The sequence below is a fragment of the Brachybacterium halotolerans genome, assembly GCF_016623465.1.
Taxonomy (GTDB): domain Bacteria; phylum Actinomycetota; class Actinomycetes; order Actinomycetales; family Dermabacteraceae; genus Brachybacterium; species Brachybacterium halotolerans.
The window spans coordinates 1-15,650 of the sequence record NZ_JAEDAJ010000008.1 but is presented as its reverse complement, the minus strand read 5'-3'; the positions used below and the strand labels follow the sequence as shown (position 1 = coordinate 15,650).

Here is a 15,650-nt window from a genome sequence, read left to right as displayed (position 1 = left end):
GTGAGCGGCGGGTGCGGCAGCAGCCGTCCCGCCGCTCACGGCACGCGCTGGGTCCACTCCTCGGTGCCGAACTTGGTGTCCACGAGGTCCCGTGCTGCGGCGAGCTCGGCCTCGGTGTACGCCGACTCGTGCGTCGTGTACTTCCCGCGGAAGTAGTCCAGGAAGCTGTCGATGATGGCCTCGCGGGTCATGCCGGTCTGCGAGCGCATCGGGTCCACGCGCTTGTTCGCGCTGCGGGTGCCCTTGTCGGAGAGCTTCTCGCGGCCCACGCGCAGCACCTCGCCCATCTTGTCGGCGTCGATGTCGTAGCTCATGGTGACGTGGTGGAGCACCACGCCGTCGGCGAAGCGGCGCTGGGCGGCGCCGCCGATCTTTCCCTTGTCCGAGGCGATGTCGTTCAGCGGCACGTACCGCGCGCGCACGCCGATCTCCGCGAGCGCGCCCATCACCCAGTCGTCGAGGTAGGCGTAGGACTGCTCGAAGCTGAGGCCCTCCACCAGGGAGGACGGCACCACGAGGGAGTAGGTGAGGCAGTTGCCGGCCTCCATGAACATGGCGCCGCCGCCGGTGATGCGGCGCACCACGCCGATGCCGTGCTTGGCGGCGCCCGCGGGGTCGATCTCGTTCTTCACGCTCTGGTAGGAGCCGATCACCACGAGCGGGGAGTCCCAGTCCCAGATCCGCAGCAGCGGCCTGCGCCGACCGGCGGCGACCTCGTGGGGGATGACCTCGTCGAGCGCCACGTGCATGATCGGCGCCATGGTGACCGGGCCGATGACGTCGAACTCGTGGTCGTCCCAGCTGGTCGCGTTGCCGAGGGCCCGGCGCACGGCGATCGCGACGGCGTCCGCGTCGAAGCCGATCATCTGGACGTCGCCGTGCCGGGCGGCGAGGCGCGCGGAGATCGCCTCGGTGATCGTCGCGGCGCTCGCCTTCACGGGCAGGCCGACGATCGCGGCGTCGATGTCCTCGAGGGCCTCGTCGGGCTCGAGGAAGAAGTCGCCGAACACGTGGGCGGAGGTGATCACCCCGTCCGAGGCCTCGACCTCGACCGAGACGAGCTTGCCCCCGCGGACCTTGAACGAGCCGTTCACCCTCGCTGCCTCCTGCGACCTGGTTGCGGCGCCCCGGTGAGGGCGCCCTCAGCCGCCATTGTCCCAGCCGCCGCGCGCCCGCGGGATGTGAGCCGCGCGTCGTTCCCGGGGAGGCCCGCCCGCCGTGCCCCCGCAGCCGCGCTCAGGGCTTGGTCGCGAGCGAGTGCAGCGCCTCGTGGACGCTGGTGACGAGGTCCTGCACGGAGTCGGACTTCTTGGCCTGGACCACGTAGGTGCGGTGGTCGTACTCGCGGGTGACGCGCGGCAGCAGCGTGCGCCAGGTGCTCGAGCCGCCGATCGAGACGAGGAAGGTGCCCGAGCGGGGGATCGACGGGGCGTGCACGCGCACCGAGAGGCGGTCGGCGGTCATGTCGGGCTGCTGGCGGGGGACGAGCGGGAAGCCGCTCGCCTCGAGACGGCCCGGGTCGAGGACCTCCCAGAGCAGGGAGCGGGCGTCCTCGAGCTTCCGGGAGGCCGGGGTGCCGATGAAGGAGTCGGGCTCGAAGGTGAGGTCCGCGTCGTAGCGCCAGTCGGCGTGGGAGGCGATCGCGCGCAGACGGGCGATCGCGGCCTCGCGCTCCTCGTCAGAGCCGAGCGCCCCGATGCCCAGCGGGAAGGACCGCTGCGGGCGGGAGCCCACGAGCCAGATCGCCGAGCCGTCCTCGACGGCGTCGAACTCGACGCCGAGGTCGTTGCCGCTCGCGCCCGCGTGCAGCCACGCCCGCGGATGGCTGCGCGAGGAGGAGAAGCGCGGCGCGCGATGGATGAGCTCGTCGCTGACGAGCAGCATCGAGCGCAGGTGATCGCGCAGCTCGGTGGTGACCTCCTCGTCGAGCAGGACCTTCGGCGCGATGGGCTGCTGTGCGTCCTCGACGGCCTGGTTCTCGCCGAACTCGGCGAGAGCCGTCCACAGCTCGGCGCCCTCGGGGTCGTGCGGCACGAGCCGCTTGGCGACCTGCGCCCAGGTCACCATGCGGATGCGACCGGTGGGGTCGTCGACCTCGCGCACGGCGGAGCGGCGCGAGCGCGGCACGATGAGCAGCAGGCGGCTGCCCGGGGTCCTCTCGAGGGAGTCGAGCAGGGAGCGCAGGCGCTCCTCGGAGAGGTCCCCGTCGATCACGAGCTTGACCGCGAGGATCTCGGAGGAGCCGGTCGAGGGGGACTGACCCACCAGGTCGAAGGCGTCGGCCGCGCTGCGGGTGGTGGTGCGGAAGGCGGGGACGGAGCCGGACACGTCGGCGATGCGGCGGGCGAACTGCCGGCGGGCGCGGCGGTCGCGCAGGACGTGGTCGAGCATGCCTCGGGCCATCGCCTCGTGGCGGGTGCGCGGGGAGTCATGGCGGAGCATCTTCGGCACGGCGTCCAGGCCGCTCGAGATCATCCGGCCGACGGACGGGGCGGCGGGGCTCATGTGCTCTCCTCGTTCGCTGCGGGTGGGTGCGCGCCGGGGCGCTGCGGGGTGCGACGGGGCCGACGGACGGGCCCGCAGCGAGGATACGTGGCATCGTCGGCCCGTCGCCCTCGGCTCTCACCGGCCCCGGGCGTAGATCTCCCGCACGAGGTCCTCGATCGCAGGCTCGGCGAGGGAGAGATCGGCGATCTCGGCCTGCGCGCCGATCGCGGAGAGCAGGGCGGGCACCGTCATCTCGCTGCCGCGGAAGGCGATGCGGTGGCGGATCCCGTCGGCCTCGACGGCGAGCACGTCGGCCTCGGGAGGGAGGGCGAGCGCCTCGCGCGGCGAGGCGAGGTCGACGATGAGCTCGCGGGGCGCGCCGAGGGACTCGCGGAAGCCGGCGAGGGGGCCGTCGAAGGCGACCGTGCCGGAGTTGACCACGACGATCCGCTCGCACAGGCGCTCCACGTCGCCCATGTCGTGCGTGGTGAGGAACAGCGTGGTGCCGCGCTCCTCGCGGTCCTCGCGCAGGAAGCGGCGCAGCCCCTCCTTGGAGATCATGTCGAGGCCGATCGTCGGCTCGTCGAGGATGATCAGGCGCGGGGAGTGCAGCAGCGAGGCCGCGACCTCGCCGCGCATCCGCTGGCCGAGCGAGAGCTGGCGCACCGGTCGGTCGAGGAACTCCTCGAGGTCGAGCCCCTCGACGAGGCGCCCCAGGCGCCGCACGCGCTCGGCCTCGCTCAGGCGGTGCATCGCGCCGAGGATCCGGAAGGAGTCGCGCAGCGGGAGGTCCCACCAGAGCTGCGAGCGCTGGCCGAAGACCACGCCGATCTCCCGGGCGAGGCGTCGGCGCTCGGCGACGGGACGCCGGCCCAGCACCCGCACGTCGCCCGAGGTGGGCTGGAGGATGCCGGTCATCATCTTGATGGTGGTGGACTTCCCGGCGCCGTTCGCGCCCACGAAGCCGACCGCCTCCCCGGGGCGCACCTGCAGGGTCACGTCGTCGACGGCGCGCACGACCCTGCGGGTGCGTCGGCCCAGCGGGCCCGAACGCACCAGGTAGTCCCGGCGCAGGGAGCGCAGGTCGATCGCGGGGTGGGTCGTGTCATGGATCGTCATCCGCCGGCTCCTGTGTAGCGACGGACCCCCGCGCGCCAGAGCAGCGCGGCGAGGATCCAGGTGAGGACCGCGACCGGCAGGCCCAGCCAGCCCGTCCACTGCGGCAGCAGCGACGGGCCGGGCAGGTCCAGCAGGGCCAGGGTCGGGGTGTAGGCGACGAGGGTCGTCGGGATCACGAAGGTGAAGAACGCCCGCAGGGGCAGCGGGAACACCGCGCCGGGGTTCGTGGCCACGTAGTTGCCGCCGTAGGTGAACGCGTTCGCGAACTCGCGGCCGTCCACGAGCCAGAACTGCATGGCCCCGGCCATCGTGAACAGGGCGCCCATGATCGCGGCGCCCGCGAGCGGCGCGATCACCAGCAGCGCGAGCGTCTGCGGGGTGGGGGAGAAGCCCGCGATCGCGAGCGCGGTCGCGGTCATCGCGATGCCGACGGCGATCCGGCCCAGACGGCGCAGGGAGAGGTCCAGGCTCGAGATCTGCAGCAGCATCGGCACAGGGCGGATCATGAGGGTCTCGAGCGTCCCGGAGCGGATCGCCGTGGAGAGCCCGTCGATCTCCCCGAACAGCATGTCGGCGATCCCGAAGGCGAGAGCTCCGAGCCCGTAGACCACGGCGACCTGCGGCAGCGTCATCCCGCCCAGCACGTCGACCTGGGAGAGGATCACCCACAGCTCGAGGAACTCGGTGCCCACGATGAGGACCTGGCCCAGCAGGTCCATGAGGAAGCTCGTGCGGAACGAGGCCTGGGAGCGGATCCGCGAGCCGTAGAGCGTCGCGACCATCCGCAGGGTCGAGCCCCGGCGGGCCGACGGTGTCCTCTCAGCCACCCTGCACCTCCAGCGAACGGATCCCGCGCTGCAGCACCGCCCAGGCGGCGAGGGCGAGGATGCCCGCCCACAGCGCCTGCACGCCGATCTCGGGGAGGGCCTCGGCCGTGCTCACGCGCGCGGAGAGCACGTCGATCGGGGTCTGCACCATGGCGGGGAACGGGGTCGCGCGGGTGAGGGCGATCAGCCGGTCGGGGAACCAGGCGATGGGGATGAGGAACCCGGAGAGCAGGTTCATCACGGCCGTGTAGACGACGGTGAGCCCGCGGGTCTGCACGATCCAGAACGCCGCGAGGTTCACCAGCATGTCCGCGAGGAAGGCGACGGTGACCGCGAGCAGGATCGCGAGCAGGCCCAGCAGCCAGGCCACGGGGTCCGTCGGCAGGGAGATGCCGGTGAGCGCCGCTCCCACGAGCATCGGCGGGATCCCGCGGGCGAGCAGCAGGAAGGCGGAGCGGCCCAGCTTCTGCGCGTACTGGAGCCTGAGGAATCCCAGGGGCCGCAGAAGGTCGATGGCGACGTCGCCCTGGTGGACGCGCTCGGCGACCTCCCGGGTGCCGAAGGCCTCGACGGGGGCGAGCAGCGCCTGGCCCAGCCACACGTAGGTCGCGGCCTGCAGGGCGTCGTAGCCGCGCAGCTCGCCCCCGGCGGTGGAGACCGCGGCCAGCAGGATCGAGGCGCGGATCAGGCCGAACACGGAGTTCGTGAACACGCCGGCGACGGTGGCGACGCGATAGGTGGAGTACTGCCGGAAGGAGGCGGCGATGATCCTCCAGAAAGCGAGCACTCGCGCGAGTCTAGGGTGCGGCCGCCGCGTGCGCGAGGGTTTCGGGGGAAGCGGCCCGGATCGGTAGCCTGTGCCGATCCCCGTTCCCCGACGAATCGAACGATCGATGACTCCTCCTGCCGAGACCCCGCCCGCCGCTCCCGCGTCCGTCGACGACGCGCCCGCCGCTCCCTCCCGCCCTCGCCCCCGCTTCGGCCTGCTGCCGCGGATCGTGGTCGCGATCGTGCTGGGCATCCTCCTGGGCCTGGTGATGCCCGAGGCGCTCGCGCGCGTGCTCACCACCTTCAACGGACTGTTCTCCGCGTTCCTGGAGTTCCTCATCCCGCTGATCATGGTGGGGCTCGTGACCCCGGCGATCGGCGAGCTGGGCCGCGGGGCGGGGAGGATGCTCGCCCTCACCGCGGGCATCGCCTACGTCTCGACGATCCTGTGCGGGCTGCTCGCGCTCGCCGTCTCCGCCCTGCTGCTCCCGCGCATGCTCGCGGGCGCGAGCGTGGGGACGCTGGACAACCCCGAGGACTCGGCGATCGCCCCGTACTTCACGATCGAGATGCCGCCCGTCTTCGAGGTGATGACCGCGCTCATCCTCGCCTTCTGCCTCGGCATCGGGCTGACGCTGGTGCGCCGTGGGGCGCTGCAGGAGTCCTTCGAGCAGGTGCGCACGATCGTGGTGCGCACGATCGAGGCGATCATCATCCCGCTGCTGCCGATCTACATCTTCGGGATGTTCCTGGGCCTGACGATGAACGGACAGATCTGGACCGTCATCGGCACGTTCCTCGCGGTCGTGCTCATGGTCTTCGTCCTCACGGTGGTCGTGCTGCTCGCCCAGTACTGCGTGGCCGGCTGGGCGATGCGCCGCAATCCCCTGAGGATGCTGTGGACGATGCTCCCCGCCTACGCGACGGCGCTCGGCACCAGCTCGTCGGCCGCGACGATCCCCGTGACCCTCCAGTGCACCAAGCGCAACGGGGTGGCGGCTCCGATCGCCGACTTCGTGGTCCCGCTGTGCGCGACGATCCACCTCGCCGGCTCGACGCTCAAGATCACCTCCTTCGCCGTCGCGATCATGGTGGTCACCGGGATGCCGCTGGACCCCGCGAAGCTCGTGGGCTTCGTGCTCATGCTCGGGATCGTCATGATCGCCGCGCCGGGCGTGCCCGGGGGAGCGATCATGGCCGCCGCCGGGATCCTCTCCTCGATGCTCGGATTCGGCGAGGCGGCCGTCGGCCTCATGATCGCCTCCTACATCGCGATCGACTCCTTCGGCACCGCCACGAACGTCACCGGCGACGGCGCGATCGCCGCGCTCGTCTCCCGCATCGCCCGCGGGCGCGTCTCCGGGGATCTGGAGACCGACGACGGGGTCGAGCTCGCGGGGGTCTAACCGGGGCCGACGGCGGTCGTCGGCCCTTGACCTCGCTCCCTCCGCACCCCTAGCCTGAACGTATGAACACATCGTCACATGTGCAGACGGCGGAGCCCACGGAGGGCTGCGCGAGCGACGTCGTGGACGCCGGGCGCGTCGCGCTCGCCGCCGAGCACCTGCCGCGCCCCCGCGACGTGGCGGAGACCGCGGACGTGTTCTCCCTGCTCGGGGACCCCAACCGGCTCACCCTTCTGCTCGCCCTGCTCGAGGGGGAGTTGTGCGTGCACGACCTCGCCGCGCTCACCGGGCAGTCGGACTCCTCGACCTCCCACGCCCTCAAGCTGCTGCGCGCCCACCGCGTCGTCGCGACCCGCCGCGACGGGCGGCGCATGTTCTACCGGCTGGACGATCCGCACGTGCGGATGCTCCTGGACCTCGCACTCGCCCACACCGCGCACACGGGAGGCGGTGCCTGATGGACGCCCACTCCCATTCCCACGCCTCGGCCGCGCAGGCGCTGAGCGCGGGCGGGAAGCATCGGCGCCGCCTGGCGTGGGCGCTCGTGCTGATCGGCGGCTTCTTCGTCGTCGAACTGGTCACCGCGCTGCTCACGGGATCCCTCGCGCTGCTCTCAGACGCGGCGCACATGGCGGCCGACGTCCTCACCCTCGCCGCCGCCCTCGGCGCGACGGTGCTCGCCGCACGGCCCGACCGCACGGGCCGGCGCAGCTTCGGCAGCTACCGCCTCGAGGTGTTCGCCTCCCTGCTCGCGGTGCTCGTGATGCTGGGCGTCTCGGTCTTCGTGGTCCTCGAGGCGATCGGCCGGATCGGCGCGGGCGCCGAGGGCGCGCACGTCGACTCGGTGCCCATGCTCGTGGTGGGCGCGCTCGGGCTGGTCGTGAACCTCGCGGTGATGCGGCTGCTGCGGGCGGGCGCGCAGGAGAGCCTCAACGTCAAGGGCGCCTATCTCGAGGTCCTCGCCGACACCATCGGCTCGGTCGGCGTGGTCGCGGCCGCGATCCTCGTGGGCGCGACCGGGAGCACGCTCTGGGACACCGCCGTCGCCCTCGCGATCGGCGTGTTCGTCGCGCTGCGCGCGCTGATCCTGGGGCGCGAGGTCCTCTCGGTGCTGGGCCAGGAGACGCCGCGGCACCTGGATCCCGGGTCCGTGGGGGAGGACCTGCGCGCCGTCCCGGGCGTCACCGACGTGCACGACCTGCACCTGTGGACGGTCACCTCGGGGATGGACGTCCTCACCGTGCACCTGCGGGTGCGCGAGGGGGCCGACGGCCACGCGGTCCTCGACGCGGCCGAGTCGATGCTCCGCGAGCGCCACGGCCTGGACCACTGCACGCTGCAGATCGAGCCCGAGGACCATCGCACCGACCAGGAGACCACCTGGTGATCTCGGAGGTCCTCGACCTCAGCGCTCGGGAGCGAGCAGCCCGGTGAGCTCCGCGAAGGAGTCGACGACGGTGAGCGGGTCCTGCGCCTCGAGGGCGGGCCGCGTGCCCGCGCCCCAGGTGACGCCCACGGCCGCCATGCCCGCGGCGTGCGCGGCCTGCAGATCGGTCGCCGCGTCGCCCACGTAGACGGCGTCCTCGGCGCGCGCGCCGAGCACCTCGAGCGCGTGCCGCAGCGGGGCGGGGTCGGGCTTGTGGGCGAGCGTGTGCTCCTTGCCGATCACCACGTCGAGCGCGGGCATCGAGGTCGCCGTGAGTCCGCGCCGGGCGAGCTCGGAGCCCTTCGAGGTCACCACGCCCACGTCGGCCCCGGCGTCGAGCAGCGTGCCCACATGGGCGTCGGCCCCGGGGTACGGGGCGATCCGCTCGTCGTGATGGCCCACGTTGAACGCGCGGTAGGCCTCGGCCATCGCCGGCGCGCGCACGGGATCGAGCGCCTCGAAGGTCTCCTCGAGGGCGAGGCCGATCCAGCTGCGCACCTCCGCCTCCTCGATGCCCGTGATCCCGAAGCGCTCGAAGACGTGCGCGTAGGAGTCGACGATGAGGCCCACGGTGTCCACGAGCGTCCCGTCCAGGTCGAAGAGGACGACGGGGCGCAGGAGCGCGGGCGAGTCGGTACGGACGGGCGAGGTCATGGCCCCATCCTCTCGCGGATCGCGGCCCTGCGCGGATCCGTCCGGCCCGTATCCTCGGGGCCATGACCTCCACCGCTTCCTCCGCTGCTCACTCCGCCCCTCTCACCGCCGTGGTCACCGGCGCCTCCTCGGGCATCGGCCGCGCGACCGCAGTGCGCCTGGCCGCCGACGGCTGGCGCGTGCTCGCCGTCGCCCGCCGCGAGGACCGGCTGGCGTCCCTCGCCGAGGAGTCCGGCTGCGAGACCCTCGCCGTCGACGTCACGGACGACGACTCGGTGGCCGCGCTCGTGGCCCGCGTGGACGACGCGTTCGGCGGGAGCCTGAACGCGGTCGTGAACGTCGCGGGCGGCGCCTTCGGTCAGGAGCCCGTCGCCGAGGCCGACCTCGACGCCTGGCAGCGGATGTACGAGGTCAACGTGCTCGGCGCCGCCCGGGTCACGCGCGAGCTGCTCCCCGCCCTGCATGCGAGCGGCCGCGGCGACATCCTCGTGCTCTCCTCGACGGCGGCCCAGGGCGCCTACGAGGGAGGAGCCGGCTACAACGCCGCCAAGGCGGGGGAGCACATGCTCGCCTCCGCCCTGCGCCTCGAGCTCAACGGCGCACCGATCCGCGTCATCGAGATCGCTCCCGGCATGGTCCGCACCGAGGAGTTCTCCCTGGTGCGCCTGGGCGACGCCTCGCGGGCCGAGAAGGTCTACGACGGCGTCGAGGAGCCGCTCACCGCCGAGGACTGCGCCGACGTCATCTCCTACGCCCTGAACGCCCCGCACCACGTGAACCTCGATCTCGTCACCATCCGCCCGCTCGCCCAGGCGGCGCAGCACAAGGTGGCGCGCCATGCGGGTCTCTGAGGGCGTGGGCGCCCGATGAGCATGGCGGGCGGACCCGGCGGTCCCGGCGGCGGGGGTCGCGGGATGGCCTCGATGCCGGGGGCCGACGAGCGGCGCCTCGCGCCGGGGCAGCGCGCCGACGTCGGCCGGATCCTGCGCCTGTTCACCCTGTACCGCGGCACCCTGCTGGTCGTCCTCGTGCTCATCGCGCTCGCCGCCGCGACGGGCGTGGTCTCCCCGTTCCTGGTGCGCGAGGTCGTGGACGTCGCCCTGCCGGATCAGCGGCTCGACCTGCTCGCCTGGTGCGTGGCCGGGATGATCGCGGTCACCGCGATCTCCTCGGTGCTGGGCGTGCTGCAGTCGCTGCTGTCCACGCGCGTGGGCCAGGCGATCATGCACGACCTGCGCGTCGCCGTCTTCTCGCACCTGCAGCGGATGGGGCTGGGCTTCTTCACCCGCACACGCACCGGCGAGGTGCAGTCGCGCATCTTCAACGACATCGGCTCGATGCAGGCCGTGGTCACGAGCGTGGTCACCCAGATCGTCTCCGCGAGCGCCGGCATCGTGATGGCCGTGGTCGCGATGCTCGCGATGGATTGGCGCCTCACCCTGTTCTCCGTGATCACCGTCCCGCTGGCCGTGTGGATGAACCGGCGGGTGGGGCTGCGGCGCCGCGCGATCACGCGCATCCAGCAGGAGACCGCCGCCGACCTCTCCGCGTCGATCCAGGAGTCCCTCTCGGTCTCGGGGATCCTGCTGGGTACCACGATGGGGCGCACCGACGCCCTCACCGCTCACTTCACGGGCCTCTCGGGGCGCCTCGCCGAGCTGGGGCTCTCCTCGACCACGGCCGGCCGCTGGCAGATGGCCCTCTACTCGACGCTCATGTCGGTGATCCCCTCGCTCACCTACCTGCTGGGCGGCTACCTGCTGTTCGGGCACGTCCCCGGCGTCACCATCGGCACCCTGGTCGCCTTCATCGCCCTGCAGTCCGGGCTGTTCCCGCAGATCAACTCGCTGCTGCGCGTGGCGACCCAGGTGAACTCCTCCTTCGCGCTGTTCACCCGCGTCTTCGAGTACCTCGATGCTCCCGTGACCATCACCCAGCGCGAGGACGCGACCGCGCTGGAGCCCTCCGCGGTGCGCGGCGAGGTCCGCCTCGAGCACGTGGCCTTCCGGTACCCGGACGAGGACGCGGACGGGGCACCTGACACCGACGCGGCCGACGGGGCCGACGGCCCGACCACTCCCGACCTCGACCCCGAGGATCCCTCGTTCACCCTCCACGGCATCGACCTCACGGTCCCCGCCGGCACGCACACGGCGCTCGTCGGCGCGACCGGCTCGGGCAAGACCACCACCGGCTACCTCATGGCGCGCCTGTACGACCCGACGCTGGGGGCGGTCACCCTGGACGGCCACGACCTGCGCGACCTCACGTTGCGCTCGGTCTCGGACTGCATCGGCGTGGTCACCCAGGAGACCTACCTGCTGCACGCGTCCATCGCCGACAACCTGCGCTTCGCCGCGCCCGACGCGAGCGACGAGGAGCTCGAGCGGTCATGCCGGATCGCTCAGATCCACGACCACATCGCGAGCCTCCCCGAGGGGTACGGCACCACGGTGGGGGAGCGCGGCTACCGGTTCTCCGGCGGGGAGAAGCAGCGGCTCGCGCTCGCCCGCACGATCCTGCGCGACCCGCCCGTGCTCCTCCTCGACGAGGCCACGAGCGCCCTGGACGTGCGCACCGAGCAGGCGATGAGCGGCGCGCTCGCCGCGCTCAGCCGCGGCCGCACCACGATCTCGATCGCGCACCGCCTCTCCACGATCCGCGACGCCGACCAGATCGTGGTCCTCGAGAAGGGGCGGATCGTCGAGCGAGGCACCTTCGAGGAGCTGCTCGCGCACGACGGCCCCTTCTCCGAGCTCGTGCGCCGCGACGCGAGCCTTCCGTTCTGATCCCGGTCCCGACGTCCCGGGGCTGCCCCGTCGGCGTCTCGGGGGCATCCCGGATACGACCCGGGTATGGCCCGGATTCATCCGTCCGAAGGATGCGCGGACGGCGGGCGTCGGGGGAGAGTGGTGGTGTTCGCGCAGCACCGGCGCGATCCCCGCACGTCGGCGGCACAGCACTCGTCAGGAGACGACCATGGACCAGGGCAGGATGCGCACGATCCCCTCGCACACGCTGTCCTCGAGCGATGCCCCGGCTTCGCGCGGAGCCGGACGACCGGCGGTGTTCACCGCGATCGTGATGGTCGCGCTCGTGATCCTGATGACCGTGCTGCTCGGCGGCCCGACGATGCCGCTCGCGACCTCGATCGCGATGGCGGGGGTGTCCGTGCTGCTGGTCGCGATCGGCTGGGTGGTGGCGGGCCCGCGTCGGCCCTGACCCCTAGGCTCTCAGACGTCGAGCTCGATCTCGCCGACCCCGCGGGAGACGCACACGGTCATCTGCTCCTCGCGCTCGTCGTCCATGAGGAACTCGTCCTCGTGGATGACGTCCCCGGCCAGCAGCGGCAGCACGCAGGTGCCGCACACGCCGCCCTCGCACGAGTAGTCGACGTCGATGCCGGCGTCCAGGAGCGCCTGCAGCAGCGTGTGCTCGCCGTCGACCTCCACGGTCGTGCCGGACTTCCGGCACTTCGCGGTGAACGGTTCGCCCAGCGTGCCCATGGGTGCTCCTCCAAGGATCGAGTGGGGTGGATCGGGTGGTCGGTGCGAGCGGCCGGCGCCTGCGCGCGGCCCGCCCTCCAGCATCCCACGCCCGCGCGCACGGGGCGTGGTGAGCGTGCTCTCACCGGGCGCGTCCGGACGTGGGCAGTGCTGCGTCCGGGGCTGTGCGCGGGCTGTGCGGGACGGATCGGTGTGCTGTGGCGGGGGCGCGGAGCCTGTGCGGACGGATCGTCGGCGACTAATCTCGGTGTCACCACCTCGAACGGGAGCTGAACATGTCGAACACCCCCGCCGCGCTGTCCGCGCTGCCGCCGCTGGCGCATCCGGACGGGTCCCCGATCCGCGCGCTCGTCGTCGAGGACGAGCCGACCATCGCCGACCTCCTGCGCTTCCCGCTGCAGATGATCGGCTGGGAGGCGACGGTCGTGGGCGACGGCCTCGAGGCCGTGCGGGTGGCCCGCGAGATCCGGCCCGACGTGCTCGTGCTGGACCGCATGCTCCCCGGCATCGAGGGCCTCGAGGTGCTGCGCCGCATCCGCGCGCTGCAGCCCGACGTCCCCTCGCTCATGCTCACCGCGATGGACGCCCCGGCCGATCGCGTCCAGGGTCTCGCCTCCGGCGCCGACGACTACGTGACCAAGCCGTTCACGATGGAGGAGGTGCTGCTGCGGCTGCACCGCCTGGTCCAGCGCGCGGGGGCGACGTCCCCGCAGAGCAGCGAGCTCGTCGTCGGCGATCTGGTGATGAACCTGGACACCCACGAGGTCACGCGCGGCGGCGAGGAGATCGCGCTGACCGCGACCCAGTACCAGCTGCTGCAGTACCTGATGGAGAACCCGCAGCGCGTGCTGTCCAAGGCGCAGATCCTCGATGCGGTCTGGAACTACGACTTCGGCGGGCAGGCGAACATCGTCGAGCTCTACGTCTCCTACCTGCGCAAGAAGATCGACGTGGGCCGCGAGCCGATGATCCGCACGGTCCGCGGCGCCGGCTACATGCTCAAGCCCGCATGACCCGCGCCTCCCGCGACTCCCGCGACTCCCGCGCCTCGCGCCCCCACGTGCCGGCGCGCACGGCCCTGTCGTCCGGCGCCTCGGCTCCCGCGGCGACGCCGCGACGGCATCGTCTGTCGCTGCGCGCGACCCTCGTGATCCTGCTGGTGAGCACCGTGGCGGTGCTGTGCCTGCTGGTCGGGGCGGTCACGCACGTGTCGGTGCGCGGGCAGCTGGAGGGCCAGCTGGACGCTCAGCTCACCCGTGCCGCCCACCGTGCCGGCGGCACGGGCGGTCCGGGCGCACCCGACGGGCCGACGAACGGCGAGGACGGGTCCAGCGGCACGGGGAGCACGAGCGGCGCGAGCGGTACGAGCGGCACCGGGGCCGACGAGGCCGACGGCGGGGACGACAGCGGGGACGACGGGGCCACGGGCCCGGGCGGCGGCGAGTTCGAGCTCGCCGCGATCCTCGTGGACGGCCGGGTCGTGAGCGCCGCGTGGCGCGACACCGACGGTCAGGTCGAGCAGCTCGGCGCCTCGGACAGCACAGAGGTCGCCGACGTCGCGAAGGGGCTGGACAGCGACGAGCACGCGGACGTGAAGCTCTCCATCGGCCAGTACCGGGTGATGACCGCGACCGATGCCTCGGGCGCCGTGATCGTCACCGGCCTCCCGCTCACCCAGGTCCACAGCACGCTGACGCGACTGGACATCACGCTGGTGACGGCGGGACTTCTAGCGACCGCGCTCTGCGGGGTGGCGGGATCGCTGATCGTGCGGCGCACCCTGCGTCCCCTCGAGGAGGTCTCCGCCGTCGCCGGACGGGTGGCCGACATGCCCCTGTCCCACGGCGACGTGGCCCTGGGGGACCGGGTCGACGAGCGGATCTCCCATTCGGGGACCGAGGCCGGCGAGGTGGGGAGGGCCCTCAACCTGCTGCTGGACAACGTGGAGGGGGCGCTCGAGACGCGCCAGCACAGCGAGGAGTCGATGCGCCGCTTCATCGCCGATGCGTCCCATGAGCTGCGTACACCGCTCACGGCGATCCGCGGCTACAGCGAGATGCTGCGGATGACGGAGGACCTCAGCGATCGCGGCGAGCAGTCGGTGGATCGCATGGGCGCGCAGTCCCGGCGCATGACGTCGCTCGTGGAGGACCTGCTGCTGTTGGCTCGTCTCGACGAGGGCGCGCGGGACGAGCGCACCGAGACCGACCTGGGGGAGCTCGTGCTGGATGCGGCGATGGACGCGCGGGTCACGGCGTCGGAGCACCGCTGGGTGCTCGAGGTCCCGGAGGAGCCGGTGACGGTGCTCGGCAATGCGCGTCAGCTGTCGCAGGTGATCGTGAACCTGCTGTCGAACGCCCGCAAGCACACTCCCGCGGGCACGACCGTGACCGTGCGGCTGAGGTCGGGGTCGGGGTCGAGGTCGGGCGGCTCCGATTCGGCGGCCCCCTCGGGCTCGGTGGGACGAGTCGGCATCCTCGAGGTGATCGACGACGGTCCCGGCATCGAGCCGGAGATCGCGGGACGGGTCTTCGAGCGCTTCACCCGCGCGGATGCAGCCCGCTCGGGCGGCGACGGGACGACGGGGCTGGGGCTGCCGATCGTCAAGGCGATCGCCGAGGCGCACGGCGGCTCGATCACCCTGGAATCGGAGCCGGGTCGGACCGCCTTCATCCTGCGGCTGCCGCTCGTCGCCCGCTGAGCGAAGTGCTCGTCGTAGATCGCGGACGGGCGACGTGCGGACCCGATCCCGGAGACGCTGATTGATTTCGGGCGTGCCTGTAGAGGGGCACGGTGGTGTGCCCCTCTACAGGTGGGGGTGGTGCTGGTGGTGGGGGCTGACCTCGGTGCTCTGCAGAAACCGACCGGGTCGGGCTGGTGGGTCAGAAGGGTGGTGGTCCGGGGTCGAACTTGGGTGGTGGGTTCTGCTGCTTGCGTGGTTTTCGGGTGGTGGCGCTGATGGGGATGTCGCCGTCGTACTGGAACGTCGGGAGCGGTTGGTACCGGCGGCGCACGGGTTTCTCGACGGGGACTTCTTCGAGGTCGGGGGCGCCGGCTTGGTCCATGTCCACGCGGGGCCACGGGTCAGGTGGCCCGGGCCTGATCGGCCACGGTGAGTTCAGCTGCGAGGGGTCGGGAGATGGTGCCTCGCCGCTGGCGCCGGCTTCGGTATCGCGGCGCTGTTCGAAGTCGTCCTGCCTGCGCTGCATCGAGTCCCAGACGGCGTCGAGCTGTGCGACGGCTTGTGGGGTGAGGAGATCGGTGTCGTCCTCGCGGAACACGCGGAAGCGTTCTTGCATCTCCCACACCGTGCCCGCGGTCCCCGCGGGCGACTCGTCCGCCTCCACACGAATCGGGTCGAGCTTGCCGGCGGTCTTCATCGCGTGGTGGAACCAGCACAGGAAATGCAGGTTCTCCACCGCCGTCCGACCACCACAGACGGGATCGGCATGGTTGT

General features: G+C 72.2%; 16 protein-coding genes. 8 read left to right on the top strand and 8 right to left on the bottom strand.

Going from position 1 to position 15,650, the window contains the following annotated elements:
- Positions 1-35: 35 nt before the first annotated feature.
- From lplAB to I8D64_RS12720, 5 genes are all read right to left on the bottom strand, one after another.
- Positions 36-1,094, bottom strand: coding sequence for a lipoate-protein ligase LplAB (gene lplAB, locus I8D64_RS12740; RefSeq protein ID WP_200503170.1), 1,059 nt, complete (start codon positions 1,092-1,094; stop codon positions 36-38).
- Positions 1,095-1,236: 142 nt separating this feature from the next.
- The gene (locus tag I8D64_RS12735) at positions 1,237-2,505 is read right to left on the bottom strand and encodes a hypothetical protein (protein ID WP_200503169.1); all 1,269 of its coding nucleotides are present in this window, start codon (positions 2,503-2,505) and stop codon (positions 1,237-1,239) included.
- A gap of 117 nt (positions 2,506-2,622) precedes the next feature.
- Positions 2,623-3,606, bottom strand: a complete 984-nt coding sequence (locus I8D64_RS12730) for an ABC transporter ATP-binding protein (RefSeq protein WP_200503168.1) — start codon at positions 3,604-3,606, stop codon at positions 2,623-2,625.
- Complete coding sequence (locus I8D64_RS12725; RefSeq protein WP_343068576.1) at positions 3,603-4,433, bottom strand: ABC transporter permease; 831 nt, start codon at positions 4,431-4,433, stop codon at positions 3,603-3,605. Before I8D64_RS12725 ends, I8D64_RS12730 begins: the two co-directional genes overlap by 4 nt.
- Positions 4,426-5,220, bottom strand: a complete 795-nt coding sequence (locus I8D64_RS12720) for an ABC-2 family transporter protein (protein ID WP_200503167.1) — start codon at positions 5,218-5,220, stop codon at positions 4,426-4,428. The genes I8D64_RS12725 and I8D64_RS12720 overlap by 8 nt, the downstream gene beginning before the upstream one ends.
- Positions 5,221-5,326: 106 nt before the next feature.
- Here I8D64_RS12720 and I8D64_RS12715 point away from each other — a divergent pair, with 106 nt between their 5' ends.
- From I8D64_RS12715 to I8D64_RS12705, 3 genes are all read left to right on the top strand, one after another.
- Positions 5,327-6,607, top strand: a complete 1,281-nt coding sequence (locus I8D64_RS12715) for a dicarboxylate/amino acid:cation symporter (protein ID WP_200503166.1) — start codon at positions 5,327-5,329, stop codon at positions 6,605-6,607.
- 62 nt (positions 6,608-6,669) lie between these two features.
- Positions 6,670-7,065, top strand: a complete 396-nt coding sequence (locus I8D64_RS12710; RefSeq protein ID WP_200503165.1) for an ArsR/SmtB family transcription factor — start codon at positions 6,670-6,672, stop codon at positions 7,063-7,065.
- Positions 7,065-7,994 carry a cation diffusion facilitator family transporter gene (locus tag I8D64_RS12705; protein WP_200503164.1) on the top strand — a complete coding sequence of 310 codons (930 nt, stop codon included), beginning with the start codon at positions 7,065-7,067 and terminating at the stop codon, positions 7,992-7,994. The genes I8D64_RS12710 and I8D64_RS12705 overlap by 1 nt, the downstream gene beginning before the upstream one ends.
- Before the next feature lie 18 nt (positions 7,995-8,012).
- Here I8D64_RS12705 and I8D64_RS12700 read toward each other — a convergent pair whose 3' ends face one another.
- On the bottom strand, positions 8,013-8,687 hold the full coding sequence (locus tag I8D64_RS12700; protein ID WP_200503163.1) for an HAD-IA family hydrolase: 675 nt from the start codon (positions 8,685-8,687) through the stop codon (positions 8,013-8,015).
- A 62-nt stretch (positions 8,688-8,749) separates the two neighbouring features.
- Here I8D64_RS12700 and I8D64_RS12695 point away from each other — a divergent pair, with 62 nt between their 5' ends.
- The 3 genes from I8D64_RS12695 to I8D64_RS12685 all read left to right on the top strand — a co-directional run bounded on the left by I8D64_RS12695 (position 8,750) and on the right by I8D64_RS12685 (position 11,909).
- Positions 8,750-9,538 (top strand): SDR family oxidoreductase, encoded by a 789-nt coding sequence (locus I8D64_RS12695; protein WP_200503162.1) that lies wholly within the window; start codon positions 8,750-8,752, stop codon positions 9,536-9,538.
- 15 nt (positions 9,539-9,553) lie between these two features.
- Complete coding sequence (locus I8D64_RS12690) at positions 9,554-11,476, top strand: ABC transporter ATP-binding protein (RefSeq protein ID WP_425490311.1); 1,923 nt, start codon at positions 9,554-9,556, stop codon at positions 11,474-11,476.
- Positions 11,477-11,666: 190 nt separating this feature from the next.
- On the top strand, positions 11,667-11,909 hold the full coding sequence (locus I8D64_RS12685; RefSeq protein WP_200503161.1) for a hypothetical protein: 243 nt from the start codon (positions 11,667-11,669) through the stop codon (positions 11,907-11,909).
- Positions 11,910-11,920: 11 nt separating this feature from the next.
- Here I8D64_RS12685 and I8D64_RS12680 read toward each other — a convergent pair whose 3' ends face one another.
- Entirely contained in the window at positions 11,921-12,193 is a 273-nt protein-coding gene (locus I8D64_RS12680; protein WP_200503160.1) for a 2Fe-2S iron-sulfur cluster-binding protein, read from the bottom strand.
- A 275-nt stretch (positions 12,194-12,468) separates the two neighbouring features.
- Here I8D64_RS12680 and I8D64_RS12675 point away from each other — a divergent pair, with 275 nt between their 5' ends.
- Together I8D64_RS12675 and I8D64_RS12670 are read left to right on the top strand one after the other, a co-directional pair.
- Positions 12,469-13,206 (top strand): response regulator transcription factor, encoded by a 738-nt coding sequence (locus I8D64_RS12675; RefSeq protein ID WP_152352033.1) that lies wholly within the window; start codon positions 12,469-12,471, stop codon positions 13,204-13,206.
- Positions 13,203-14,894, top strand: a complete 1,692-nt coding sequence (locus I8D64_RS12670; protein WP_200503159.1) for a sensor histidine kinase — start codon at positions 13,203-13,205, stop codon at positions 14,892-14,894. Before I8D64_RS12675 ends, I8D64_RS12670 begins: the two co-directional genes overlap by 4 nt.
- Positions 14,895-15,075: 181 nt before the next feature.
- Here the strand turns inward: I8D64_RS12670 and I8D64_RS12665 are convergent.
- A partial coding sequence (locus tag I8D64_RS12665) for an HNH endonuclease signature motif containing protein (protein ID WP_214651247.1) occupies positions 15,076-15,650 on the bottom strand: 575 nt, incomplete at its 5' end.